The sequence below is a fragment of the Rhodobacter sp. genome, from assembly GCA_020637515.1.
GTDB lineage: Bacteria > Pseudomonadota > Alphaproteobacteria > Rhodobacterales > Rhodobacteraceae > Pararhodobacter.
The window spans coordinates 565,552-591,363 of record JACKKG010000001.1 but is presented as its reverse complement, the minus strand read 5'-3'; the positions used below and the strand labels follow the sequence as shown (position 1 = coordinate 591,363).

The 25,812-nt window shown below is 68.8% G+C and carries 24 protein-coding genes; 10 read left to right on the top strand and 14 right to left on the bottom strand.

Features of this window, described 5'->3' with window-relative positions; translation table 11 throughout:
• Window position 1: 1 nt before the first annotated feature.
• The 3 genes from yejB to H6900_02855 all read right to left on the bottom strand — a co-directional run bounded on the left by yejB (window position 2) and on the right by H6900_02855 (window position 3,757).
• Window positions 2-1,105, bottom strand: coding sequence for a microcin C ABC transporter permease YejB (yejB, locus tag H6900_02865; protein ID MCC0072211.1), 1,104 nt, complete (start codon window positions 1,103-1,105; stop codon window positions 2-4).
• A gap of 8 nt (window positions 1,106-1,113) precedes the next feature.
• A complete protein-coding gene (locus tag H6900_02860; protein ID MCC0072210.1) occupies window positions 1,114-3,066 on the bottom strand; it encodes an ABC transporter substrate-binding protein in 1,953 nt (650 codons plus the stop codon).
• A 160-nt stretch (window positions 3,067-3,226) separates the two neighbouring features.
• Window positions 3,227-3,757, bottom strand: a complete 531-nt coding sequence (locus tag H6900_02855) for a cytochrome c family protein (protein MCC0072209.1) — start codon at window positions 3,755-3,757, stop codon at window positions 3,227-3,229.
• Window positions 3,758-3,877: 120 nt separating this feature from the next.
• Between H6900_02855 and H6900_02850 the strand changes: the two genes are divergently transcribed.
• From H6900_02850 to H6900_02840, 3 genes are read left to right on the top strand one after another with little or no spacing between them, the layout of a single operon-like run.
• Window positions 3,878-4,711, top strand: coding sequence for a prephenate dehydratase (locus H6900_02850; GenBank protein ID MCC0072208.1), 834 nt, complete (start codon window positions 3,878-3,880; stop codon window positions 4,709-4,711).
• 58 nt (window positions 4,712-4,769) lie between these two features.
• Window positions 4,770-5,534 (top strand): SDR family oxidoreductase, encoded by a 765-nt coding sequence (locus H6900_02845; GenBank protein ID MCC0072207.1) that lies wholly within the window; start codon window positions 4,770-4,772, stop codon window positions 5,532-5,534.
• A gap of 4 nt (window positions 5,535-5,538) precedes the next feature.
• Entirely contained in the window at window positions 5,539-6,621 is a 1,083-nt protein-coding gene (locus tag H6900_02840; GenBank protein MCC0072206.1) for an AbrB family transcriptional regulator, read from the top strand.
• 2 nt (window positions 6,622-6,623) lie between these two features.
• Here the strand turns inward: H6900_02840 and H6900_02835 are convergent, their stop codons facing one another.
• Together H6900_02835 and H6900_02830 are read right to left on the bottom strand one after the other, a co-directional pair.
• Window positions 6,624-6,791: a hemin uptake protein HemP gene (locus tag H6900_02835; GenBank protein MCC0072205.1), complete on the bottom strand. Its 168-nt coding sequence runs from the start codon at window positions 6,789-6,791 to the stop codon at window positions 6,624-6,626.
• A gap of 50 nt (window positions 6,792-6,841) precedes the next feature.
• Entirely contained in the window at window positions 6,842-7,660 is an 819-nt protein-coding gene (locus H6900_02830) for an IclR family transcriptional regulator (GenBank protein MCC0072204.1), read from the bottom strand.
• A gap of 159 nt (window positions 7,661-7,819) precedes the next feature.
• On the opposite strand from H6900_02830, the gene H6900_02825 reads away from it, so the two are divergent.
• The 6 genes from H6900_02825 (at window position 7,820) to H6900_02800 (ending at window position 13,988) form a co-directional block, all read left to right on the top strand.
• Window positions 7,820-9,004, top strand: coding sequence for an aminotransferase class V-fold PLP-dependent enzyme (locus H6900_02825; GenBank protein ID MCC0072203.1), 1,185 nt, complete (start codon window positions 7,820-7,822; stop codon window positions 9,002-9,004).
• A gap of 13 nt (window positions 9,005-9,017) precedes the next feature.
• On the top strand, window positions 9,018-9,971 hold the full coding sequence (locus tag H6900_02820) for a pyridoxal-phosphate dependent enzyme (protein MCC0072202.1): 954 nt from the start codon (window positions 9,018-9,020) through the stop codon (window positions 9,969-9,971).
• A gap of 46 nt (window positions 9,972-10,017) precedes the next feature.
• A complete protein-coding gene (locus H6900_02815; protein ID MCC0072201.1) occupies window positions 10,018-11,181 on the top strand; it encodes a DSD1 family PLP-dependent enzyme in 1,164 nt (387 codons plus the stop codon).
• Window positions 11,182-11,247: 66 nt separating this feature from the next.
• Complete coding sequence (locus tag H6900_02810; protein ID MCC0072200.1) at window positions 11,248-12,201, top strand: ornithine cyclodeaminase family protein; 954 nt, start codon at window positions 11,248-11,250, stop codon at window positions 12,199-12,201.
• Between the two features lie 45 nt (window positions 12,202-12,246).
• Entirely contained in the window at window positions 12,247-13,227 is a 981-nt protein-coding gene (locus H6900_02805; GenBank protein ID MCC0072199.1) for an aldehyde dehydrogenase, read from the top strand.
• Complete coding sequence (locus H6900_02800) at window positions 13,224-13,988, top strand: hydratase (GenBank protein ID MCC0072198.1); 765 nt, start codon at window positions 13,224-13,226, stop codon at window positions 13,986-13,988. The genes H6900_02805 and H6900_02800 overlap by 4 nt, the downstream gene beginning before the upstream one ends.
• On the opposite strand, the gene H6900_02795 is transcribed toward H6900_02800, so the two are convergent.
• The 3 genes from H6900_02795 to rbfA are packed head-to-tail and all read right to left on the bottom strand — an operon-like array spanning window position 13,985 to window position 16,568.
• The gene (locus tag H6900_02795; protein ID MCC0072197.1) at window positions 13,985-15,391 is read right to left on the bottom strand and encodes a YdiU family protein; all 1,407 of its coding nucleotides are present in this window, start codon (window positions 15,389-15,391) and stop codon (window positions 13,985-13,987) included. The genes H6900_02800 and H6900_02795 overlap by 4 nt on opposite strands.
• Window positions 15,392-15,421: 30 nt before the next feature.
• Window positions 15,422-16,159 (bottom strand): phosphodiester glycosidase family protein, encoded by a 738-nt coding sequence (locus H6900_02790; GenBank protein ID MCC0072196.1) that lies wholly within the window; start codon window positions 16,157-16,159, stop codon window positions 15,422-15,424.
• Window positions 16,149-16,568: a 30S ribosome-binding factor RbfA gene (gene rbfA, locus H6900_02785; GenBank protein ID MCC0072195.1), complete on the bottom strand. Its 420-nt coding sequence runs from the start codon at window positions 16,566-16,568 to the stop codon at window positions 16,149-16,151. Before rbfA ends, H6900_02790 begins: the two co-directional genes overlap by 11 nt.
• Window positions 16,569-16,659: 91 nt before the next feature.
• On the opposite strand from rbfA, the gene H6900_02780 reads away from it, so the two are divergent.
• Complete coding sequence (locus tag H6900_02780) at window positions 16,660-17,469, top strand: 4-hydroxy-tetrahydrodipicolinate reductase (protein ID MCC0072194.1); 810 nt, start codon at window positions 16,660-16,662, stop codon at window positions 17,467-17,469.
• A gap of 100 nt (window positions 17,470-17,569) precedes the next feature.
• Here H6900_02780 and H6900_02775 read toward each other — a convergent pair whose 3' ends face one another.
• The 6 genes from H6900_02775 to H6900_02750 all read right to left on the bottom strand — a co-directional run bounded on the left by H6900_02775 (window position 17,570) and on the right by H6900_02750 (window position 25,749).
• Window positions 17,570-19,096, bottom strand: coding sequence for a 50S ribosome-binding GTPase (locus H6900_02775; GenBank protein MCC0072193.1), 1,527 nt, complete (start codon window positions 19,094-19,096; stop codon window positions 17,570-17,572).
• Entirely contained in the window at window positions 19,083-20,075 is a 993-nt protein-coding gene (locus H6900_02770; protein MCC0072192.1) for a GTPase domain-containing protein, read from the bottom strand. Before H6900_02770 ends, H6900_02775 begins: the two co-directional genes overlap by 14 nt.
• A 60-nt stretch (window positions 20,076-20,135) precedes the next feature.
• Window positions 20,136-21,074, bottom strand: coding sequence for an esterase-like activity of phytase family protein (locus H6900_02765; protein MCC0072191.1), 939 nt, complete (start codon window positions 21,072-21,074; stop codon window positions 20,136-20,138).
• On the bottom strand, window positions 21,071-21,979 hold the full coding sequence (gene mepA / locus H6900_02760) for a penicillin-insensitive murein endopeptidase (protein MCC0072190.1): 909 nt from the start codon (window positions 21,977-21,979) through the stop codon (window positions 21,071-21,073). The genes H6900_02765 and mepA overlap by 4 nt, the downstream gene beginning before the upstream one ends.
• On the bottom strand, window positions 21,976-23,316 hold the full coding sequence (locus H6900_02755; protein ID MCC0072189.1) for an MFS transporter: 1,341 nt from the start codon (window positions 23,314-23,316) through the stop codon (window positions 21,976-21,978). The genes mepA and H6900_02755 overlap by 4 nt, the downstream gene beginning before the upstream one ends.
• A 126-nt stretch (window positions 23,317-23,442) precedes the next feature.
• A complete protein-coding gene (locus tag H6900_02750; protein ID MCC0072188.1) occupies window positions 23,443-25,749 on the bottom strand; it encodes an RNA-binding transcriptional accessory protein in 2,307 nt (768 codons plus the stop codon).
• Between the last annotated feature and the right edge of the window lie 63 nt (window positions 25,750-25,812).

Genomic DNA, 25,812 nt, shown 5'->3' with positions numbered 1-25,812 from the left:
GTCAGCCCCCGCGCGTTTCAAAGTCGATGCGCGGGTCGATCCAGACATACATCAGGTCGGACAGGATGCCGACCAGCAGCCCCACCAGCGTGAAGATGAACAGCGTGCCGAAGATCACCGGATAGTCGCGCGCCACGGCGGCCTCGAAGAACAGCTTGCCCAGCCCGTCCAGCGAGAACACGGTCTCGATGATCAGCGAGCCGCCGAAAAAGGCGCCGATGAACACTGCCGGAAAGCCCGCGATCACGATCAGCATGGCGTTGCGAAAGACGTGGCCGTAAAGCACCCGGCGTTCCACCAGCCCCTTTGCGCGGGCGGTCATGACGTAGTGCTTGCGCAATTCGTCCAGGAAGCTGTTCTTGGTCAGCAACGTCAGCGTGGCAAAGCTGGAGATGGTCAGCGCGATCGTCGGCAGGATCATGTGGTGGGCATAGTCGAGGATGCGTTGCGGCCAGGTCATGGCGTTCCAGACGTCGGCCTCGGAATGCAGCCCGCGCGAGGGGAACCACTGCCAATAGGACCCGCCGGCGAACAGCACCAGAAGCAGGATCGCGAACAGAAAGCCGGGGATCGCATAGCCGACGATGATCGCCCCAGAGGTCCAGGTGTCGAATGGCGTGCCGTCGCGGACGGCCTTTCGGATGCCCAGCGGGATCGACACGACATAGGCGATCAGCGTGGACCACAGCCCCAGCGAGATCGACACCGGCATCCGTTCGACGATCAGTTGCACCACCGTTTTCGAGGTGAAGTAACTGGTGCCGAAATCGAAGCGCATATAGTTCCACATCATGTCGAGGAACCGTTGCAGTGGCGGTTTGTCAAAGCCGAACTCGCGTTCGAGCTGGGCGATGAAGGCCGGTGGCAGGCCGCGCGCGCCGATGTAGCGTTCGGTTCCTGCCGGTGCCGCGGCGGCGCCGCGCGCGGCGTCATCCCCGCCCGAGCCGGTGAAACCGCGCGTCACATCCCCCTGGCCCTGCATGTCGGCGATGATCTGTTCGATCGGCCCGCCCGGCACGAACTGCACCAGCGTGAAGTTGATGACCATCACGCCGATCAACGTGGGGATGACCAGCAACAGCCGTCTGAGGATATAGGCGCCCATGCGTTTTCCTAGTGCAGCGGTGCACCGGCGGCGCGCAATTCGTCCGCGCGGCCCGCGTCATACCACCACCAGTCCAGCGCGCCCGACGAGAAACGCGGCAGTTGGTCCGGGTGGCGGTAGACATCCCAATAGGCGACCCATTCGTTCGGCGAATACCACAGCGGAACCATGATCATGTCCCAGCGCAGCACCCGGTCCAGCGCGCGCAGCGCGGTGTCGCGGGCCTCGGGCGTTTCGGCCATGAGCGAGGCGTTGATGACCGCGTCCACCACCGGATCGGCCAGGCCGGCCGGGTTGAACAGCGAATAGTCGGCGGCCTCGGACCCGAATCGCTGCAACAACCCGGTGCCGGTGTCGATGAACGAGACGTAGCTGTCGAACACCATGTCATAGTCGCGGTTGCGCGTGCGTTCGGTGTATTGAGCGGGGTCGATCTTCTGGCCTTGGGCGTCGATCCCCAGCACCCGCAGGTTTTGCAGGTAGCTTTCGATCACCGCCTCGGTGGTGGCCGAGCCCGACGACGGATAGGGGAAGACGATGGTCATCACCTGCCCGTCGGCGTTGCGGCGCACGCCGTCGTCGCCGACGGTCCAGCCGGCCTCTTGCAGCAGGCGGCTGGCGCGGCGCAGGTTGCGGCGGTCCTGCAACTGGTCGGCCGACGACGTGTGCGCGCCGACCGCCGGCTCGGTCAGCAACGCGGGCGGCACGATGTCGCCCAGCGATTGCAGCAGGGCCAGTTCGTCACCCTCGGGCAGGCCGGCCGCCTCCAGCCGGGTGCCCTGCGAATAGGAATAGCGTTGCGCCATCAGCCCGTATTGCAACTGCTGGTTCGTCCATTCGAAGTTGTAGGCCAGGATCAGCGCCTCGCGCACGCGGCGGTCCTGGAACATCGCGTGCCCCAGGTTGAAGACAAAGCCGGTCGGTGTGGGCGGCGAGCCCACGGGGATTTCCTCGCGCGTGATCCAGCCGTTGGTCACCGCCGGAAAATCGTAGCCCGTCGCCCATTGGCGCGAGTTGCTCTCATTGCGGATCGTGTATTCGCCGGTCTTGAAGGCCTCGAACGCGGCGGCGTCGTCGCTGAAGTATTCGACCCGTATCACATCGAAATTGTGCCGCCCGCGGTTGATCGGCAGATCGCGGCCCCAATAGTTGGGGTCGCGGCGATAGGTAATACGGCGATTGACCTCGAAGCTGTCCAGCACATAGGGGCCCGAGCCGGGCGAAGTCTCCATGCGCGGCTCATCGAGCCGGGCGCCGGCTTCCTGGAACCAGCGATGCGAAAAGACGGGCGTCGAACCCACCTGATCGATCAGCGACCGGCGCGAGATGCCGGGTGCGAAATCGAAGCGCACGGTGTGCTCGTCGATCGCTTCGGCGTTGACGACGCGCTGGCGCACAGCCTCGGCATAGCTGGGCAGGCCCTGCTCAAGGAACAGGTTATGGGTAAAGACGACGTCGTCGGCGGTCAGCGGGGTGCCATCGCTGAAATGCGCTTCGGGGCGCAGGTGAAAGATCACCCAATCCTTGCTGGGCGGGTATTCCAGGCTTTCGCACAGCAGGCAGTAGGCCTCGTCATAGACATCGGCGGGGGCGGCATCGCCAAAGGGCGCGCCGGTTTCCAGCAGGCTTTCGTAAATCGCCCAGGAATAGCGCCCGGACCGGCCCCGGCGCGAATAGGGGTTCATCGAATCGAAGGTGCCCGAGGCATATTCCGAAATGTCGCCGCCCTGCGGCGCGTCGGGGTTCACATAGGTGTAATGCGGGAAATCGGCGGGATAGCTGAGGTCGCCGTAATAGGAATACCCATAGGTGCGGATCAGGTCGGGTTGCGTGGTGTCCTGGCCGTGCGCGGCCTGTGCCACCGTCAGCCCGGCCATGGCCAGCGCCGCCGCCCCCAGCCAGAGGCGCAGACCGGCCGAGGGGTCGCGGGCCAGGGTCTTTGCTTGGGCGGCTCGGGTCATCGCGGTCTCCTCAACTCTCGGCTCGGGCCCAGCTAAAGGCAGCGGCGAGGCCGGTTCAAGTGGCGTTTGCGTGAGGCTGCGCGGAAACCCCGCCGCAGGCAAGCAAAAGGGCCGCGCGCTGGATGCGGCGGCCCCCGAAAGGTTGGTGCGGAACGGCCGATCAGCCGCTTTGCGTCGCCAGATAGGCGATCAGGTTGACGCGGTCCTGCGGATTGGCCAGCCCGCGAAAGGTCATGCGGGTGCCGGGCGCCATGCCACGGGGATCGCGCAGGAAGTGGAACAGGTTCTCGACCGTCCAGGTGTCGCCGATTTGGGTCAGCGCGCCCGAATAGTTGAAGCCGGCAACGCTGTCCACCGCGCGGCCGACCACGCCGTTCAGGTGCGGGCCGGTGCCGTTCGAGCCGTCCAGCGCGTGGCACGAGCGGCAGTTGCGCCACAGGGCCTCGCCCGCGGTGGCGTCGGCGCTGGCGTAAAGCTCTTCGACATTGATGCCGTCGTCGGGGTTGGTCGGTGCGGCCGCGGCGGCGTGACTGGCGCCCCCTTCCGACGGCAGCGGATAGACCGCGTGGGCCTCGGCGCCATGTTCGGCGGGCATATAGATCGTCTCGGCGGCCCATTTGCCGACAAGGAAAAACAGGAGCGTCGCGCAGAGCCCCGCCACCGTCTTGGTGATAGTCATGGTATCGAACATGTCGCGTCCCGTGCCAGAGCAGAAGTCGCGCCCTTCTACCCGCTTCCCCTTGGCGAATTCAAGCGATAGTTACCGCGACGTATTGACAGGATTGCCAGGAAATTGCCGTCAGGGGGCCCGATGATCAAGCGTATCGCATTCCAGGGAGAGCCGGGGGCCTACTCGCATGAGGCCTGCGTGGCTTCGCGTCCCGATCACGAGGCCTTGCCATGCAACACCTTTGAAGAGGTGATCGACGCCGTGCGCGAGGGGCGCGCGGATCTGGCCATGCTGCCGGTCGAGAATTCGACCTATGGCCGCGTCGCCGACATTCACCGCCTGCTGCCCGAAAGCGGCTTGCATATCGTGGACGAGGCCTTTGTCCGCGTGCGCATTGCCCTGATGGCGCTGCCGGGGATGACGCTGGACCGGATCGACCATGTGCGCGCGCATCTGGTGCTGATCCCGCAGGCGCGGTCGTTCCTGAAGCGGCACGGCATCCGCGGCGAGGCCGCCGCCGACAGCGCCGGTGCGGCCGCCGAGCTGGCGCAGCACCGCACGCCGGGGCAGGGGGTGCTGGCGTCCGACCTGGCGGCGCAGATCTACGGGTTGGACGTGCTGGCGCGCAACATCGAGGATCACGGCCACAACACCACCCGTTTCCTGGTCATGGCGCCAGAACCCGACATGCGCCGCCGCGGCAGCCATGGCATGGTCACCACGTTCGTGTTCCAGGTGCGCAACATTCCGGCCGCTCTCTACAAGGCGATGGGCGGGTTCGCGACCAATGGCGTGAACATGACCAAGCTGGAAAGCTACATGGTGGGCGGCAATTTCACCGCCACCCAGTTCTATGCCGATATCGAGGGTCACCCCGACGACCCGAACGTGAAGCTGGCGCTGGACGAGCTGGGCTATTTCACCACGCGCCTGCATATCCTGGGCACTTACCCGGCGTCGGATTCGCGCGGCTGAGCTTCCCTCTGCTACACCTGTGCACTAGTCTGGCCGCGACAGCCAGGGAGGGCAGGACATGGAACACCATCACAGCGGACGCCACGCGCTGGTCACCGGCGGCGGCACGGGGATCGGCCTGGCCATTGCGCAACTGCTGGCCGCGCAGGGGGCGCAGGTCACGATCACCGGTCGCCGGATCGAGGTGTTGCACGAGGCCGCGGCCAGCCACCCCAACCTGCACCCGCTGGCGATGGATGTCGCCGACGAGGCCAGCGTCGTGCAGGGCACCGCCGCGGCCATCGCGGCGCGCGGGCCGGTGACGATCTGTGTCGCCAACGCCGGCATCGCCGAGGGCAAGTCGATGGCCAAGATGGACATGGCCTTCTGGCGGCGGATGATGGCGATCAATCTGGACGGCGCCTATGTGACCATGCGCGAATGCCTGCCGGGGATGCTGGCCGCGGGCTGGGGGCGGGGGCTCTTTGTGTCCTCGATCGCCGGGCTGAAGGGTCTGAAGGGCGCGCCGGCCTATACCGCGTCCAAGCATGGGATGATCGGCCTGATGCGCGGCCTGAGCGAGGAATACATGGGCGCCGGGCTGACCTTCAATGCGCTCTGCCCCGGCTATACCGAGACCGAGATCGTCACCCGGAACACCGAATCCATCGCCGCCCGCGCCGGGATCGACATCGACAAGGCCCGCGCCATCATGGTGCAGACCAACCGGCACAAGCGCCTGGTGCGCGTGGACGAGGTCGCGGCGGCCGCGAACTGGTTGTGCGGGCCGGGATCGGACAGCATCAACGGCCAGACGATCGAGATCGCTGGCGGGCAGATGTGACTCGGTGGCGCCGTTCCTGTCCCGCCTGACCGCCGGCGTGCCGCTGCGCGTGGCGCTGCTGACCTATGTGCTGGGCGGGGCGGGCGGGTTGCTGGCGCGCTGGGCCGGGTTGCCGCTTGGCGTGCTGCTGGGCGCGATGGTGAGCGTCACGGCCCTGTCCGCGCTGGACTTCCGGCCCTGGGGGCAGGGGCTGGCGGTTCCGCAGAAATGGCGCAACGTGCTGGTGCCGGTGATCGGCGTGGCGATCGGCGCCAGCTTTCCCGCGGATTTCGTCGCGCAGGCCCGGCATTGGTGGGTGACGATGGTCGCCCTGCTGGTCTTCGTGCCGATGGCGCAATTCCTGGGCTATCAGCTCTATTCCCGGGTCGGCGGTCTGACACCGCCCACGGCCTATTATGCCGCGATGCCCGGCGGTTTCATCGAATCGCTCGAGATGGGCGAACGGGCGGGCGCCCAGATGCCCATGCTCATCATGCTGCAATTCCTGCGGTTGATCCTGACCATCGTCGCCATCCCCATCGCCTTTTCCCTGATCGAGGGACACGCGGTCGGCAGCGCGGCGGGGCTGTCGATCGCCGGGACCCAGCCCGACCTGACCCTGCGGCATGTGGCCGAACTGGTGCTGCTGGCGCTGGGTGGGTGGTTCCTGGCCTCGCGGTTGAACTTTCCCGCCGCGGTTCTGTCGGGTCCCCTGCTTCTGAGCGGGCTGGCCCATGCCACCGGACTGACCCAGGCGGTGCCGCCGGGCTGGGCCGTCCTGGTGACGCAATGGGTCATCGGCACCTCATTGGGGGCGCGGCTGTCGGGATTCACGCGCGGTCAGGCCGGGCGGGCGCTGATGCTGGCGGCGCTGAATGTCAGCGCGATGCTGTGCGTCGCGACGGTGATCGCCTGGTTCCTGGCGCCGCGCGTGGGCGAGCCGATGTCCGCCGTCGTGCTGGCCTTTGCGCCGGGTGGCGTCAGCGAGATGTCGCTGGTCGCCTTGTCGCTGCATCTGAGCGCGGTCTTCGTGACGATGCATCACCTGGCGCGCATCGTGCTGGCGGTGCTGGTATCGCGCGCCGGCCTGCGGTTCCTGCGGCGCTGAGCCTATTTCGTCAAGATCAGCTTTCCGGCCTTGGTGATGCGCAGGTCATAGACCTTTCCGTCCAGTTCGATCTGCGCCTGGGTGCCGCCCTGGGTCAGGGCGCGCGCGGCGTGGCGCGGCGGCGCGACGGGTTCGGCGCGGTTCAGGTCGGGGTGCGAAAACAGGGTCATGGCAGGCTCCGGTCTTGATCGCTGTAACCTGACAAAAACCCTGGGTTTCGTCAATCCTGATTTTTATTGTCGGCTTTAGGGGGCTGGCCGCCCAGGGCCTCGGTCACCTCGGCCGCGGCGGCGGCGACCTGGGCGCCGATGGCCGAAAGCCCGGAATCGGGCATCCGAAACGCCGGCCCCGAGACCGAGACCCCCGCGACCGGCTCGCCGTGGGCGTTGAACACCGCCGCCGCGACGCAGCGCATCCCGGGCGTGCGCTCTTCGTCGTCCAGCGCGTAACCCCGGGCGCGGGTCAGGGCCAGGTCGGCGGACAGGGCGCCGGCGTCGGTGATGGTCGCGGGGGTGAACCCGGCCAATGGGCCCAGCGCGCGCGGCGCGGACCAGGCCAGCAGCGCCTTGCCGATGCCCGAGGCGTGCATCGGGCTGCGCGTGCCCGGCGGGAAAAAGGCGCGGATCGCGCGTTGGGTTTCGACCTGGGTCAGGAACAGGACCTCGCCCTGCTGTTCGATCCCCAGATTCGCGGTTTCATCGGTGGCCCGCATCAGCGCCTGCATGGGCGCGCGCGCGCGTTCGACGACATTCGTGCGCCTGAGAAACGCGGCGCCGGCCCGAAAGGTGCCCGCGCCGACGTGCCAGACCTGCCCCCTGGGGTCCAGTTCCACCATCTGCCGCTGCGCCAGCGTGGTCAGCACCCGGTAGACCGTGGCGGGCGATTCGCCCTGCGCCTGTGCCAGTTCGGTCAGGGTCAGGCCGTCCGATGCCGCCAGGGCCTGCAACAGCGCCATGGCACGATCCAGCGCGCGCACGGTGTTCTGTTCGGTCCGGTCATGAAAGGCCTTGGGCCGGCCGCGTCTGGGTTGATCGGTCATGCGCGTTTCCAAAAATTACTTTCGCCCTATGAAAAAGTGTAACAGATTATTCTGGAACGGAAAATCCCTGTTTTTCGCTTTGTGAAAAAAGATTTCAAAAAAATTGCGGTGAACCGGGTGCTTCGCCTACCTTGGGCTCAGCCATCAAGGAGCGCGACCATGCACGCCCAGAACCCCGTTTTCATTCCCGGCCCCACCAACATGCCCGACGCGATCCGCAAGGCCTGCGACGTGGCGACCCTGGATCACCGCTCGCCGGCGTTTGCGGCGATGTTCCGCCCCGCCGTGGCCGGGGTGAAGCGGGTGCTGAAGATGGACGCGGGCGAGGTTTTCCTGCTGCCCGCCACCGGCACCGGCGGCTGGGAAGCGGCGATCACCAACACCCTCAGCCCGGGCGATACCGTTCTGGCCGCGCGCTTCGGCATGTTCAGCCAACGCTGGATCGACCTGTGCCAGCGGCACGGCTTGACGGTCGAGATCCTGGAAACCCCCTGGGGGCACGGCATGCCGCAGGAACGGATCCAGGCCGCGCTGAAGGCCGACACCCAGGGCCGTATCAAGGCGGTGCTGGCCACGCACAACGAAACGGCGACCGGCGTCCGGTCCGACATCGGCGGCCTGCGCAAGGCGATGGACCGTGCCGGGCATGGCGCGCTGCTGTTCGTGGACGGGGTCAGTTCCATTGCGTCGATGCCGTTCGAATTCAGCCGGTGGGGCGTCGATATCGCCGTGACCGGCAGTCAAAAGGGCTTCATGCTGCCGGCGGGTCTGGCGATCCTGGGCGTGTCGGACAAGGCGCTTGCGTCGATGGCCGGTGCCGGGCTGGCGCGCACCTATTTCGACCTGCGCGACCAGCAAAAGGGCTACGCGGCGGGCGGCTATCCCTATACGCCCCCGGTCGGCCTGATCGCGGGTCTGGCCAGGTCCATCGAGATGCTCGAGGAGGAAGGTCTCGACGCCGTCTTTGCCCGCCATCACCGCCTGGCCGAGGGGGTGCGCCGCGCGGTGGCCGCCTGGGGGCTGGAGATCTGCGCGGCCTCACCGGCGCTGGCCTCGGACACGGTGACGGCGGTTGTCGCGCCCCCCGGGTTCGACGGCACCGAGGTCGTGAAACTGGCGGCCGAGAAGTATCACGTCGCCTTTGGCGTCGGACTGGGCGCGGTCGCGGGCAAGGTGTTCCGCATCGGGCATCTGGGGATGCTGTCGGATGTGATGGTGCTGGCGGGTCTGGCGACGGCGGAAATGGTCATGGCCGATCTGGGCTGGCCGGTCCGGCTGGGATCGGGCGTGGCGGCGGCGCAGGAGTATTTCCGCGGCACCGTGCGCCTGGCGGCGGCGGCATAAGGGACGGACGACGATGTATATTCCCACCTATGACGACATGCTGGCCGCGCACGAGCGGATCGCGCCCCATATCCGGCGCACGCCGATCCGGACCTCGGATTACCTGAACGAACTGACCGGCGCGGACCTGGTCTTCAAATGCGAAAACTTCCAGGAGCCGGGCGCCTTCAAGGTGCGCGGCGCCACCAACGCGGTGTTCGGCCTGAGTGCCGAGCAGGCGGCGCGGGGCGTGGCGACGCATTCGTCGGGCAATCATGCCTCGTGCCTGAGCTATGCGGCGAAATTGCGCGGCATCCCCTGCAACGTGGTCATGCCGCGCACCGCGCCGCAGGCCAAGAAGGACACGGTGCGCCGCTATGGCGGGGTGATTACCGAATGCGAGCCCTCGACCTCGTCGCGCGAGGAAACCTTTGCCCGGGTGCAGGCGGAAACCGGTGGGGATTTCGTGCATCCCTATAACGACCCGCGCGTGATCGCGGGGCAGGGGACCTGCGCGCGCGAACTGTGGGAGCAGTCCGGCGGTCTGGATGCCGTGGTGGCGCCGATCGGCGGGGGCGGGATGATCTCGGGCACCTGTCTGACGCTGTCCACGCTGGCGCCCGACTGCCAGGTGATCGCGGCCGAGCCCGAGCAGGCGGACGACGCCTATCGCAGCTTCAAGGCCGGGCATATCATCGCCGACGACGCGCCGAAAACCGTGGCCGACGGGTTGCTGGTGCCGCTGAAGGAGCTGACCTGGCATTTCGTGTCGAACCGCGTCAGCGAAATCCATACCGCCAGCGACGCCGAGATCATCGAGGCGATGAAGCTGACCTGGAAGCACCTGCGCGTCGTCATGGAGCCCTCGAGCGCGGTGCCGCTTGCGGTGATCCTCAAGAACAGGGCCGCCTTTGCCGGCAAGCGTGTCGGCGTCATCATCACCGGCGGCAACGTCGATCTGGACAGGTTGCCCTGGATGGCGGGGTGACCCCCGCCCCAGGCGCAGCGCGATTTTCACGGTTCGGGAGACCATCATGAACGCATCCACCCCTTTCGCCGGCCTCGAGGTCGGCTACGACATTCCCGCCCTGCCCGGCATGACCGAGGCCGAGATCCAGACCCCCTGCCTGGTGCTGGATCTGGACGCGCTGGAACGCAACGTGAAGAAAATGGGCGACTATGCAAAGGCGCATGGAATGCGCCACCGGGTGCACGGCAAGATGCACAAGTCGGTCGATGTCTATCGCTTGCAGGAATCGCTGGGCGGCGCCTGTGGCGTCTGTTGCCAGAAGGTCAGCGAGGCCGAGGTCTTTGCCCGCGCGGGTGTCAAGGACGTGCTGGTGTCCAACCAGGTGCGCGGCGCGGCGCGCATCGACCGGCTGGCGCGACTGCCGAAACTGGGCGCGCGCACCATCGTCTGCGTTGACGACATGGCCAACGTGGCCGAACTGTCGGCGGCGGCGGTCAAGCACGGCACCCGCATCGAATGCCTGGTCGAGATCGACTGCGGCGCCGGGCGCTGCGGCGTCACCACGACCCCTGAGGTGGTGGCGTTGGCGCAGGCCATCGACGCGGCGCCCGGTCTGACATTCGCCGGCATCCAGGCCTATCAGGGCGCGATGCAGCATCTGGACCGCTTCCAGGACCGCAAGGCCAAGCTGGATGTCGCGGTGGCAATGGTGGCCGATGCGGTTGCCGGGCTGAAGGCCGTGGGGCTGGACTGCGACATCGTCGGCGGCGGCGGCACCGGCAGCTACTATTTCGAAAGCACCTCGGGCGTCTACAACGAGCTGCAATGCGGCAGCTACGCCTTCATGGATGCCGATTACGGCCGCATCCTGGACGCCGACGGCCAGCGGATCGACCGTGGCGAATGGGAAAACGCGCTGTTCATCCTCACCTCGGTCATGAGCCACGCCAAGGCGAACAAGGCGATCGTCGATGCCGGGCTGAAGGCGCAGTCGGTGGATTCCGGCCTGCCCGTGGTGTTCGGCCGCGACGACGTGAGCTATGTGAAATGCTCGGATGAACACGGCGTGGTCGAGGATCCCCAGGGCGTGCTGGCCGTGGGCGACATGCTGCGGCTGGTGCCGGGACACTGCGACCCCACCTGCAACGTGCACGACTGGTATGTCGGCGTGCGGGGCGGCGTGGTGGAAAGCGTCTGGCCCGTCTCGGCCCGCGGCAAGGCCTATTGAGAGCGCCGGGGGTTTTGCACCCCCGGACCCCCGCAGCGTATTTGAGACAAGATGAAAGGGGTGCCGATGTTCGTGGTTCCCGAAACGATGATCGCCGGGTTGATGACGCCCGAGGAAGCCTTTGGCGCGGTCGAGGCGGTGTTCGCGAGCATGGCGGACGGGTCGGCGCGGAATTTTCCCGTGGTGCGCGAGGCGCTGGGCGGCGGGCGGCAATACGGGTTCAAATCGGGGATCGACGCCCGTGCGCTGGGCGTGAAGGCGGGCGGCTATTTCCCGGGGAACGCGGCGCGGGGGCTGATCAATCACCAGTCTACCGTGTTTCTGTTCGACCCGGAAACTGGCGTCCTGCAGGCGGCGGTCGGGGGGAATCTGCTGACCGCTCTCAGGACGGCGGCGGCGAGCGCGGTTTCCATCGACCGGCTGGCGCGGGCGGATGCGCGGGTGTTGGGGATGGTGGGCGCCGGGCACCAGGCGGCGTTCCAGTTGCGCGCGGCGGCCCGGGTGCGGCGGTTTGAACGGGTCATCGCCTGGAACTATCATCCCGACATGCTGCCCAGGCTGGGCGCCGTGGCGGCGGAGCTGGGCCTGCCGTTCGAGGCCGTTCCGCTGGAGCGCATGGTCGAGGCCGACGTGATCGTCACCATCACCTCGGCGCCGGCCTTTTCGTTGGCCGCAGAGCATGTGCGCCCGGGCACGCATCTGGCCTGCATGGGCACCGACACCATCGGCAAGCAGGAGGTGGAGCCCGCGCTGCTGGCCCGTGCCCGGGTGTTCGCCGACGAGGTGGCGCAATCGGTCCTGCTGGGCGAGGCGCAGCACGCGGTGGCCCAGGGGCTGCTGCGGGCCGAGGACATCACGCCGATCGGCGCGGTCCTGACCGGCGCGGCCGAGGGGCGCCGCTCGGCCGAGGAGATCACGCTTTTCGACGGCACGGGCGTGGGGTTGCAGGACATTGCCGTGGCGGCGCGGGTGGTGGAGCTGGCGCGCGCGCAGGGACTGGCCGCCGAGGTTGAGCTTTGATCCCCCGAGGCGTAGCTCTATCCGCGTAACGGCTGGAGGCGCGCCATGCGGGTTGTCATCAACGGGTTCGGGCGGATCGGGCGCACGGTGCTGCGCGCCTGGCTGAAGGGCGGCTGGCCCGGGGTGCAGATCGTCGCGATCAACGACATCGCGCCGCCGGAAACCTGCGCCTATCTGCTGGAGTTCGACAGCGTGTTCGGCCCGCTCGACGGGGTTGCGCTGCAAGGTGACGCGTTGGTCGTGCAGGGGCACCGCCTGCCGCTGACGCAGGCGGCGGACCTGTCCGCGCTGGACCTGCGCGGGGTCGATCTGGTGCTGGAATGCACCGGCAAGGCGGACAGCCGCGCGGTTGCGGAACGGGGCCTTGGGGCGGGCGCGCGCCGGGTGCTGATCTCGGGACCCTCGGACGCCGCGGATGCGACCGTGGTGCTGGGCGCGAATGACGCGGTTCTGGACCCGGCGATGCGAGTCGTGTCGAATGCCTCGTGCACGACCAACGCGCTGGCGCCGCTGGTTCGGGTGCTGGACTCGGCGTTCGGCGTCACGGCGGGGTGGATGACGACGATCCATTGCTACACCGGCAGCCAGCCCACGGTGGATGCGCCGCGCAGTTCGGATCCGGCGCGGAACCGCGCGGCGGCCCTGTCGATGGTGCCGACGACGACCTCGGCCGGGCGGCTGCTGGACCGGGTTTTGCCGGGCATGGCGGGCCGAATCGAATGCGCCGCGGTCCGGGTGCCGACGGCGAGCGTCTCGGCGGTGGATCTGTGCGTGGTGCCGGGGCAGCCCGCCGACGTGGCATCGGTGAACGCGATTCTGGCCGGGGCGGGCGGTGTGATCGGCTGGACGGGGAAGCCGCTGGTGTCCTCGGATCTGCGCGCGCGGCCCGAAAGCATCGTCATGGCCCTGCCGGAAACGCGGGTGACGGGGGGCGGGCTGATCCGGGTGTTCGGGTGGTATGACAACGAATGGGGCTTTTCGTGCAGAATGCTCGATATGGCCGTCAGGATGGGGGACCAGGGATGATCACGCTTGCCGACGCGATCCAGCACGCTTTTGACACACGGGTGCCGATGGCGCCGATCACGGAATCGGATGTCGATTTCGGACTGCCCGCCGCCTATCGCGCGCAGGCTGCGCTGACCGCCCTGCGCGAACGGCGCGGGGCCCGGGTTGTCGGGGTCAAGGCCGGGTTCACCAACTCGACCATATGGGAGGAATACAACGTCCACGCGCCGATCCACGGCCCGGTGTTCGACACCACCTGGATCGAGGGGCCGGTCGCGGCGGGCGCCTACATGGAACCCAAGATCGAGCCCGAGGTGGTGCTGGAACTCGGTGCCGCGCCCCGCCCGGACATGGACGACGCGGCGCTGGCGGCCTGTGTGCGCCGCGTGGCGCGCGGGTTCGAAATCGTGCAATCGCCGTTTCGGGGCTGGACCTTTCGCGCCGCCGACACGGTCGCGGCGGGGGCGTTGCACGGCGCGCTCGTCACCGGGGCTTTTGTCGCCGCGACCCCAAGGGTGCTGGCCGCGTTGGCGGATTTCGAGATCGCCTTGCTCTGCGACGGCGCGGTGGCCGACACCGGGCACGCGCGCAACGTCATGGGTGGCGGGCCGATGGCGGCGCTGCGGGACCTGGTGCGCCAGCGCGGCGATGACCTGTTGCCCGCGGGTTTCGTCGTCAGCACCGGCACGCTGACCCGCGCGCTGCCGATCGTCCCCGGCCAGGTCTGGAGCACACGCGACGCACTGGATCTGCCGGCGCTGACCCTCAGGGTGGTCTAGGTTCCGCAATAGGTCACGATATGGGCCGTTCCGGGGGTTTCGAGGTCCTCGAACCCGGGCCGGCGCGTGAACGGGTCCTGAAGTGCCGCCAGCAACCGCTGGAACGGGGCCAGATCGCCCGCCTGGGCGGCGGTCAGCGCGGCGTCCACGACGTGATTGCGCGGGATGTAGACCGGGTTCACCGCGCGTGCATTGACCGGCCCCCTGGCGCGCCAGTCGGCCAGCCAGCCCTCGAACCGGGGGTCGGCACCGATCAGCGTGCGCAGCGGCGCGTCGTCATCGGGTGAGAGCGCGCGAAAGGCGTTTGTGAAATCGGCGCCCTGCGCGGTCAGCATGTCCAGGAAACCGTCGATCAGCGAATCCGGGGCGCCGTCCAGGCCCAGCTTGGCGGAAAACCGCGCCCGGCGTTCGGCGGCATACAGGGATTCGGCGCCCGCGATGGCGTCCTGAACGGCGGGCAGGGCGTCCTGCGGGTCGTCGGCGATCAGCGGCAACAGCGTCTCGGCCAGGCGGGCCAGGTTCCAGCGCGCCAGCAGCGGCTGGTTGCCATAGGCATAGCGCCCCTGCTGGTCGATCGAGGAATAGACCGCCGCCGGGTCGTGCGCGTCGATAAAGGCGCAGGGGCCATAGTCGATCGTCTCGCCCGAGATCGTCATGTTGTCGGTGTTCATCACCCCGTGCACGAACCCCACCGCCATCCAGCGCGCGACCAGCGCCATCTGCCGGGCGATGACCCGGTGCAGAAAGGCCAGGTAGCGGTCGGGTGTGCCGCTCAGGTCGGGGTCGTGGCGGGCGATGGCATAATCCGCCAGCCGGCGCAGACGCGCGGTTTCCTGGCGGGCATAAAAGAACTGGAACGTGCCCACCCTGAGGTGGCTGGCGGCCACCCGTGCCAGCACCGCGCCTTGTTGCGGGGTCTCACGCCAGACGGTTTCGCCGGTGGTGGTGGCGGCCAGCGCGCGGGTGGTGGGGATGCCCAGTGCGTGCATCGCCTCGCCGATCAGCACCTCGCGCAGGACGGGGCCCAGCACGGCCTTGCCGTCGCCGCCGCGCGAAAACGGTGTCCGCCCCGAGCCTTTCAGATGGATGTCGCGTCGCTGCCCGTGGCGGTCGATCACCTCGCCCACCAGCATCGCCCGCCCGTCGCCCAGTTGCGGCGAGAAACCGCCGAACTGGTGCCCTGCATAGGCCATCGCCAGCGGCGAGGCCCCGTCGGGCATCGCCCCTCCGGTCAGCATCGCCAGCCCCTGGGGGGTGCGCAGTGCCGGCACCGAAAGGCCCAGCTCGTCTGCCAGCCCCTCGTTCAGCCAGACCAGCGCGGGGTCGGGCGAGACGGCGCCCTGAAAGGGCAGATACAAGCCCTCGAGGTCGCGCGCATAGGTGTTGTCGAAGCGAATGGTCAGCATGGGGCACCTCTGGCCCCACAGATAGGGTCACTCGCGCGGCACGACCAGCCCCACCACCGGGCCCATCGGCACGCCCCAGTCGGTGCGACCCAGCTCTGGCGCATAAAGCCGCGACACGCTGCCATCGAGGTAAAGCGCCTGGTTCAGCCCCAGCGCATCGCGAAAGAAGCGGGCAAAGCGGTGAAAGGTGACCGGATCGTCCGAGATGACGAAAACCGCCCGCTGCCCGTCCGCGCTGACGCCCACCCCGTTGCGCAGATGGGCCGAGGTCGAATCGGGCAGAAACCTGGGGTGCAGCGCGCCGTCGATCACCAGCATCGGGCCGGATTGCGTGGCATAGCGGCAATCGGGCGGCGCGGCGTCATAGGTGCGGCTTTCGACGATGGCGAAATCGCCCGCGGGGCGGACGCAGAACACCCCGTTCGGCAGCATGCCGAAATTGCCGGGCCCGGCCCGGGTGACAAGGCGCCCCTCGGTGCTGCCCTGTTCGACATACAGACCGACAGGCGCGCGATCCAGGTGGAACATGCCGGCGTTCATGGCAAAGGCCAGCCGCTCGCCGCGCGGTTCCAGCGCGGCCTCGATCCGCGTGAACGAGCCATAGACCTGCCCGTCATCGCCGCGCAGGAACAACCGCAGGTCCTGGCCGGCTTCGGCCTCGCAAACCGTGAAGCGGGCCTCCTCGAAGGCCTGGTCCCGGCAGCTTGCGCCGGCCGCCGGCGTCGCCAGGGCGGCCAGTATCAGGGCCAACAGGCTACGCCTCATCGTCCTCGTCCGGGGGGTTGGCGACATCGGCCTGCACGCGCGGGTCCGCGAACAGGCGCCGCGCATCGTCCATCCGGTCAAAAGTGCCGTCCAGCTCGAATTTCAGGTCGGGGGCGAACTTCAGTCCCAGATCGCGCGCCACCATATGGCGCAGCTCGGCCTTGTTGCGGCGCAGGGCTTTCAGCGCGTCCTCGGCGCCGATGCCCCCCAGGGGCATGACATAGGCGGTCGCGTGTTTCAGATCGGGCGAGGTCGTGACCTCGGCCACGGTGATCGACAGGCGCGACAGGTCGGGGTCATGCACATCGCCCCGCGCCAGCACATCGGCCAGGCGGTGGCGGATGACCTCGGCCACGCGCAGCTGTCGCTGCGAGGGGCCGTGGCCGGAAGAAAAGCGTTTGGCGCACATATCCCTCCTCTAGGCCATTCGCCGCGCCGCGAAAAGCGGTTTTCCTGCGCCGGGCCCCACGTTACAGAGAGCACACAGACAGGAGCGCAGAATGACAGAGCAACCGGCAATCGTGGTGAATGGCGTTTCGGGCCGCATGGGCCGGATGCTGGTGCAGGTCATTGGCGCCAGCGACAAGGCGCGGCTCACGGCGGTGCTGGAACGGCCCGGCCACGCCTGGATCGGCCGGGATCTGGGCGAGATGCTGGGCGGCGCACCCTCGGGCGTGCCCGTGCTGGACGACCCGCGCCAGGCGCTGGCCGGCGCCGACGCGGTGATCGACTTCACCGCGCCGGCCGCCAGCGTGGCGCTCGCCCCCGTCGCCGCGGCGATGGGCGTCGCGCATGTGATCGGCACCACCGGCTTCGCCGATGCCGATCTGGTCGCGATCGCCCAGGCGGCCCGGACCGGCGTCATCGTGCGCGCCGGAAACATGAGCCTGGGGGTCAACCTGTTGGTCGCCCTGACCCGCAAGGTCGCGCAGGCGCTCGACGACGATTACGACATCGAGGTGATCGAAGCCCACCACCGGCACAAGGTCGACGCCCCCTCGGGCACCGCCCTGATGCTGGGCGACGCGGCGGCTCAGGGCCGGGGCGCTGGGCTCGCGGATCTGGCGGTGCGCGGACGCGACGGGATCACCGGCCCGCGCGAACGCGGCAGCATCGGATTCAGCGCCATTCGTGGCGGCGACATCATCGGCGAACACGACGTGCTCTTCGCCGCGGATGGCGAGCGCATCGTGTTGCGCCACGTCGCTTCGGATCGCGGCGTCTTTGCCCGCGGCGCACTCAGAGCCGCGCTCTGGGCCCAGGGGAAACCCGCCGGCGAATACGACATGGCCGCCGTTCTGGGGCTCTGACTCCACCCTTCTTTGTGCCGGAAATATCCTCGGGGGTATCCAAAGGGGTGAAAACCCCTTTGGCGGGGGGGTCCGGGGCGGCAGCCCCCCGGCGCCTGTTCTAACCCCTTGGCCGCCAGCGATCGCCCAGGGTGCGCGCCAAGGCGCCCAGGCCCCGCCCGGCGCGCCCCAGATTGCTGCCCAGTCCGGTCCCCTTCGCCGCCTCGATCCGCAGGCGGGCGCGGTGCACCATGCGCGCCTCGGGCAGGGCGTCGCGCAGGGCGTCGCGCAGGGCATCGAGGTTCCAGTCCGGTGCCTCGGCCCGGATCGGGATCACCGCCGCGCTCTCGATCGCCGCGCCGCCCATCGCCGCACCGATCGCGGCACAGGCCTGATCCAGACGCGCGCGGTCGGCGGGGGTCAGCGCGTTCTCGGGGCGGGGCCAGTCGCGCAGCAGCAGGTCCGCGCCGGCCGCGACATGGATCACCGGCGGCGGGCGATGCGCGGGCGGCGCGTCGGCCAGACGGTCCGCCAGGGCGCGATCCGGTTCGCGGCCGGGCCGGTTGGCGCGGTGCACCCACAGCACCAGATCGGCCCCGGCGACGCGTTCGGCCAGGGCTTTCAGCCCTTTGGCGCCGCCGTCCATTCCGGGCGTGTCCACCAGTTCGGCGCCCATCGCGGGCCAGTCATAGGCGCGGGGCCGGTCCGTCGCCGGGGCGGCGTCGGTTTCGGCCTTGTCTTCGCCCAGCAGCGCGTTGACCAGCGTCGATTTCCCCGCGCCGCCTTGCCCGACGACCACGATCCTGACGGGGGTTTCCGGTTCCGCGAGCGCGACCGCGCCCGGGTCTTTGCGCCGCGCGAGTTCGGTGTCGGTGAACCGCAACCGGCCCGAGTAGAGGTCGATCGCCGCTTGCGCGGCCTCTTCCAGCAAGATCGCCTGGGCGTCGCGGCGGAATTGTTCCGTCAGCCGGTCCTGCAAGCCGGTGGCCAGCACGCGCTCGGCCTCGCGCAGCAGGCCGACCGCCGGGTTCAGCACCAGCCGCAAGCCGCGCCAGGCCAGAAAACCGGTTTCCCAGGCGGTCAGCGCGGCGTCCTGCTTGCGCCACAGCCAATGCAGCGTGCGCACCGACAACTGGTCGGAATAGGGCACATGCCTGAGCAGGAACGCCCGGTAGCGCAGCGCCACGCGATCGATCAGCAGCAGCGCCTCGGGCAGTGTGAAATCCAGCGCGCTGCGGCTGCCCCGGGACATGTCGGTGGCGACGGCCTCGACCACGGCCAGCGCCTCGATCGGCAGGGTGTCCCATGACAAGGGGGTTTCGACCCGCCGGGCAATGCGCGCCCGCGCCCGGTCAAAGGCGGCACGCTCGGCCTCGGACCAGTCGGGTTCGGCCTCGGGGCCCTGCAATTCGCGCGACACGTCGTCGTGACGGTCCCGCCGCGCCCGCCAGCGCGCGGCAGCGACGGCCAGCCGGAACACGGCGTAGAAGACCGCCGTTCCCAGCGCGAACCACAGCAGCCAGCCGCGGTCGTTCAGCCACAGGAAACCCAGCACCGACGATACCGTGAGCGGCAGCGCCAGCACCGCGGCCAGGCCCAGCCGGTCCCAGCGCAGCAGCGCCCGGCGCAGGCGGTCACCCAGATGCATGGCCCGCGCCTTTCAACGCCTGATCGTAGAGCCCGCGCAGCGCCGCGCGATCGGGCGGCGCGCCCTGCGCCACGCCATAGAGCCAGGCCGAGGCCGCGCGGCCCAGCGCATAGGTGGTGGCAAAGCTGGTGCCGGCGGCGGCGGCGGCGCCCAGGGTCTGGCCCGCGACCGGCACCAGTTTGATGCCCTGGCGAACCAGATGCCCCGCGCCGATGCGCAGCAAGGCCCCCGTGCCCAGGGCCGAAGCCAGCAGTCCCAACCGCGCCGGGGTCAGGTCAACCCGATGCGCGCGGGCCAGCGCGTTCAGCATCGCGCCCTGGGCCGCCGGCACCGTGGCGATCCCGGCAAAGGGCACCGCGTCCGAGGCCCCCGCGGCGATCGCGTAGCGCAGCACGATCTTGCGCAGGCGCTGAAAGCTGCGTGCCTCGTCCGCCCGGCGCAGCGCCGCGCCGGCGTGTGGCAGGAAACTGTCCAGCGCGTCCAGCAGCCCCTCGATCCCGGTCACCAGCCCGTCGGGGGGCATCGACAGGGTGACGGCGGGCAGGTCGCGGCCGATCAGGGCACGAACATGGCTGCGCGCACGGTCCTGCGCGTGCGGGTTTGCCACCAGGTCGCCCCCGGTGTGCACCAGCAGGACCGGCAGCTTGAGCCGGCGCAGCACCTCGGTGACGGGCTGTTGCACGGGATCGTCCAGCCGCATCACGGCCAGCACGGCCTGGGCCTGGCCCTCGGCGGCGGTCAGGTCCGCGGCGGGGTCGTAGCCGGCCTCGCCCAGGCCGCGGGTGTCCAGAAAGCGCACGACCGGCGCCTCGGGCGGAAAGTCATAGACCTGCGCCTGCCGGGTGGTGGGGCTGAACCCGTCGCCGGGGTGTCCCAGCCCGGTCAGCGCCCGCACCAGCGCGGTCTTGCCCGCGCCGGTCTTGCCCAGCACCCACAGGACGGGCACCGCCGGTTCGACTGTCTGCTGCGTTTCGGCCACGGGTTGCGCCCCTTGCGTTGATCCCTCTTCAGGTAGGATGCGCGCGGCCCGGATGCAATCTCAGCGGTTCACGACCAGATCGACGATCTCGCTGGCCCCGTAACGGCCCTGGTCGTCATCGGAGACCATCAGCAGACGGATTCGCCCCGACCAGTCGCGGAACACGCTCAACCCTTCGAGATCGCCGAACTGGCCATAGTCCGAGCGCATGATGACGTCGTCTTCGGGTCCGATGGCGCGTCCGCGCACCACGAAGCGGCGCACCTGGCTGCGGAATCCCTGGCCGGTCTGTTCGCGCTCCAGCACATAGAGACGGCCGTCGGGCCCGAAATCGGCGCCCACCGGCAGGAAGGCCCCGTCCGAGGGCATCCGGAACGAGCCCGTCCACCCCTCGGCCGCGCGCCAGCGATACGACGGAAAGCCATAGGTCGCCCGCGCCGCACGTTCGGGGATCGCATAGATCGACCCGTCGCGGTCGATGGCCAGGGCCTCCATCCCCCGGCCGGCGCGCATCCGGTCAAAGTCGCGGTGTTCGCCCATTGCCTGGGCGGGGGCGCCCAGCCGGTCATAGCGCAGCACCCGGTTGTGCTGTTCAAAGGACACATAAAGGGCGCCGTCCGGGCCGATGGCGATCCCTTCGGAATCGTGCAACGAGCCGGTCAGCGGGCGGCCCTGTTCGTCCAGCAGGTTCGCGACCTGCCGCACCTGAAAGCCATCGATGCGCTGGCCGTAGCCCCGTTCGAGCCGACCCGAGACGACGAACCCGTGGTCGGACAGCAGCAGGACGTTCACCCCGTCGGTGGTGGCAATCCCCGAGAAATCGTTGATCCCCCCCGACATGCGCGGCAACGCATACCGCGCCACGACCTGAACGGGCGGGATCTGGGTTGTGGGGTGCTGGACCACCCCGGCGTAATAGGTGTCTGGCTGGGCCTGCGCGGCCAGAGGCAGCAGCAGAGCCGTCAGCAAAAGGGCGAAAAAGCGATGGGTCGAAATCATGGTCTTTGCACAACTTGGGAACACTGGGCAGGAAGGTCGGCCATGGTGAATTCCCGCGGGTGGCGTCGCCGGGGCGCCGCCGGTTCCGCGGGACGGCCGGTCGAAGGGGGTGGGTTCAGGTAATCCGTCACCCACCAGCGCAGGCTGGCATCGCAGCCGTTGCCGCCGTGCGACAGCTCGGCCACCGTGGGCGACTGGGTCTCGCAATGCGGCGATCCGGCCGGGCAGCGCAGCCGGACGTGGAAATGGTAATTGTGCCCGGCGATCGGGCGGATACGTTGCAGCCAGGGGGTATCGGCCTGGGTCGCGGTGCGGCACAGTTCGATCTTGACGGCGGCGGCGACAAAGATGCGGTCCACGCGCGGATCGCTGGCGGCGGCGCGCAAAAGGGCGGCGTGTCGCGGTGTCCAGGCGCTGGTGACGGCGCGCTGATCTTCGGTCCGCACGCTGATCGAGCTGAGGCTCTCACGTTCGGCCCGCGTCAGGTTCAGCCGCCCGGGCGGCAGCATCCAGATATCGGCGTCCAGCCCCACCTGGTGGCTGGCATGGCCCGAGGTCATCGGCCCGCCCCGGGGCTGGCCGATGTCGCCCACATAAAGCCCGTTCCAGCCGATCTGCACCGCCTCGCGGCTGAGATCCTCGAGGAAGCGGATCATCTCGGGGTGACCCCAGTTGCGGTTGCGGCTGAGCCGCATGGCCTGCCAGGTCGGCCCCGTTTCCGGCAGTTGCACCAGGCCGTCGGCGCAGCCGCGGGCATAGGACCCGTAGACCTGCGCGGGTTCCGCGGTGCCGCGCGTCGCCGCGCCGAACAACTGGTTCGCCAGGTCCTGGCTGATCGCCGGGTCCACGGCGCTCACGCAGGCGGCCAGGCCCAGCGCCGGCACAAGGGCACGCCAGGCCCTCATGCCCGCTTGCCCCCGTCCGGATGGACAAAGAGCAACAGGATCAGGCCCAGGATGAACAGGGCAAAGATCGGCAGGATGCCGATCTGCTGGCTGTCGGAAAGGCTGGTGACAACGCCTATGGACAGCGGCGCCAGAAAGGCCGTGGCCTTGCCCGACAGCGCATACAGGCCGAACCCCTCGGTCATCTTTTCCGCGTCGCCCTGCCTGACCATCATCGTGCGGCTCGCGGATTGCATCGCGCCCCCGGCGGCGCCGATCAGCGCGCCCAGAACGTAAAAGGCGATGTCGGGCAGCGACGAGGTCTCGGCCACGGGCAGGCCGAAGACCGACGTGCGCGACACGAAGATGATCGCCAGCGATGTCGCCGCCAGCACGACCACGTTGAACACGATCACCGGTTTCGGCCCCATGCGGCTGTCGGCCTTGCCGCCCAGCCAGGCGAAGGTCGCGCCGGTGATGGTGGCGAGGATGCCGAAGATGCCGACATTGGTCACGCTCCACCCCAGGACGCCGGCCGCATAGATCCCGCCAAAGCTGTAAACCCCGTTCAGCGCGTCCCGGTAGAACATCGACGAACCCAGGAACGCGAACAGGCTGCGGTTGCGCGGCAGGCTGGCGATGGTGGATTTCAGCTCGGGCCAGGCGCCGGCAATGGCCGCGCCGATGCTCAGGGCGCCCGGCTTTCGGGGTTCGCGCACCCAGCGGAAGAACGGGATCATGAACACGATATACCAGATCGCCGTCAGCGGCCCGACCGCGCGTGTGCCCTCGCGGCTGGCGGCGTCCAGGCCCAGGATCGGGTCCAGGCCGATCAGTGTCTTGCCGCTGGTGTTTTCCGCCAGGAACAACAGCATGATGATGAGCGACAGCATGCCCCCCACATAGCCCCAGGCCCAGCCCGAGCCCGAGACACGGCCCAGATCCTCGCGCGGGGCCAGGTCGGGCAGCATGGCGTTGGTGAAGATCGTCGCGAATTCCATGCCGATCATGCCGATGCAGAACATCAGCATGACGAACCAGACGTTGAAACTGTCCGGCGCGGACCACCAGATCGACCAGGCCCCCACAACGTAGAGGATCGAAAAGAACCACACGAAGCCCATGCGCTTGCCGCTTTTGTCGGCGACGGCGCCCAGCAGCGGCGCCAGCACGGCCAGCAAGACCCCGGCCGCGCCGATTCCATAGCCCCAGATCGCTTGCGCGGTCGTGCCATCGCCCACCTGGGACACCACATAGGGCCCAAAGATGAACGTAATCAGCAATGTGTTGTAGGGTTGGCTGGCCCAGTCAAACCACCACCAGCCCCAGATGCGTTTCCGGGCCGCAGAATCCATCATAATTTGCCCCCCCAGGCTTTGTGCCGATCAAGACGCAAGCGGGGGATTCGGGCAAGTCGGGAATCGGGTTTGGCCGGGCGCGGGGGCGCACCTGTGGCCGAAACCCCACCAGATCCCCGCCGTGGCTCAGCGTTTTTTCAGGGCATCGCGCAGCGCGGCCCCGAATGCGCCGGTGTCCGACGTCCTGTCCGGCCCGGCGCTGCCGCCTTTGGGCCCCCGGCCGCCGCCCCGCGGGCCGGGGTCGCGCGGCGGCCGGGTTTCGGCGTTGTCCTTGCGCATCGTCAGGCCGATGCGCTTTCGGGGCACGTCCACCTCGACCACGCGCACGCTGACGACATCGCCGGCCCTGACAACCTCGTGCGGGTCCTTGACGAAGCGATCGGCCAACTGGCTGACGTGGACCAGCCCGTCCTGGTGAACGCCGATGTCCACAAAGGCGCCAAAGGCCGCGACGTTGGTCACGGTGCCCTCCAGCTGCATCCCGGGCTTCAGGTCGCGGATCTCGTGCACGCCCTCGGCAAAGGTCGCGGTCTTGAATTCGGGTCGCGGGTCGCGGCCGGGTTTCTCCAGTTCGGCCAGGATGTCGCGAACCGTCGGCAACCCGAATCGGTCGTCGGTGAAATCGCGCGGCTCCAGCCGGCGCAGGGGGGCGGGGTCCTTCATCAGGCTGGCGACGTCCCGGCCGGCGGCCTTGACGATGCGGCGGGCCAGGTCATAGGCCTCTGGATGCACGGCCGAGGCATCGAGCGGCTCGTCGCCGCCCTGAATGCGCAAGAACCCGGCCGCCTGTTCGAAGGCCTTGGGCCCCAGCCGCGCGACCTTCAGCAGATCGCGCCGGCGCGCAAAGGGACCGTTGGCGTCGCGATGCGCGACCACGGCCTCCGCCAGGCCCGGGCCCAGCCCCGACACCCGCGCAAGAAGCGGCGCCGACGCGGTGTTCAGCGCGACCCCGACGGCGTTCACTGCGTCCTCGACCACGCCGTCCAGTGCCCGGCCCAGGGCCGACTGGTTCACATCGTGCTGATACTGGCCGACACCGATCGCCTTGGGCTCGATCTTGACCAGTTCGGCCAGCGGGTCCTGCAAACGCCGCGCGATGCTGACCGCACCCCTCAGCGACACATCGAGATCGGGAAATTCCCGCGCCGCCAGTTCGCTGGCCGAATAGACCGAGGCGCCGGCCTCGCTGACCACCACCTTGACCGGGCGCGGGCTGGGCAGTTTCGACAGCAACTCCTGCACCAAAGCGTCGGTCTCGCGGCTGGCGGTGCCGTTGCCGATGGCGATCAGGCCGACGCCGTGCTTGCGGACCAGGGCCCCCAGCACGGCCAGCGATCCCTGCACATCCATGCGCGGCTGGAACGGGTAGACAGTGGCCGTGTCCAGCACCTTGCCGGTCGCATCGACCACCGCCACCTTGACGCCCGTGCGAATCCCCGGGTCCAACCCCAGCGTCGCCTTGGCGCCGGCGGGCGCGGCCAGCAGCAGGTCCTTCAGGTTCCGCGCAAAGACGCGGATCGCCTCGGCCTCGGCCTTTTCGCGCAGGTCGGTCATCAGATCGATGGTCAGGCTCAGCTTCAGCTTGATGCGCCAGACCCAGCCGGCGACCGTGCCCAGCCATTGATCCGCCTTGCCGGCGCGCCCCACGTCCAGCGCCGCCTTCACGGTGCGCTCGGCCACCGAGTCGCCCGGCGCGGCCTCGGGCTCGACCACCAGGTCCAGTGCCAGGATCCCCTCGTTGCGGCCCCGGAACATCGCCAACGCGCGGTGGCTGGGCACGCCCGACAGCGCCTCGGAATGCGCGAAATAGTCGGCGAATTTGGCGCCCTCGACCTCCTTGCCCGGCAACACCTCGGCGGTCAGCCGGGCGACGGCGGCCATGTGCGCCCTGAGCTGCGCCTTCAGCCTGGCGTCTTCGACCAGCCGCTCGGCGACGATTTCGCGCGCGCCCTCGAGGGCGGCCTTCACATCGGCCACGCCCTCGCCCAGATAGGCCTGCGCCAGCCGCTCGGGGTCGGCCGCCCGATCCGCCAGAATCGCGTCGGCCAGGGGCGCCAGCCCGTTTTCGCGCGCGATCATCGCCTTGGTGCGGCGCTTGGGTTTATAGGGCAGATACAGGTCTTCAAGCACCGCCTTGGTCTCGGCCCCGGCCAGGGCGCGGGCCAGGTCGTCGGTCATCTTGCCCTGCTGGGTGATCGATTCGACGATGCTGGCACGCCGCGCCTCCATCTCGCGCAGATAGGTCAGCCGCTCGGACAGGGTGCGCAGTTGGGTGTCGTCCAGCCCGCCGGTCGCCTCCTTGCGGTAGCGCGCGACGAAAGGCACCGTCGCCCCCTCGTCCAGCAATCCGATCGCGACCGAGACCTGCTCGGGGCGCGCGCCAATCTCGGCGGCGATCTGACGGGGAATGCGGAAATTGACGGGCTGGGTCACGAAGGGGCCTCACAACGGGGAAAGCGGGCCGCGACCCTACCCCCGGGGAACGGGGACGAAAAG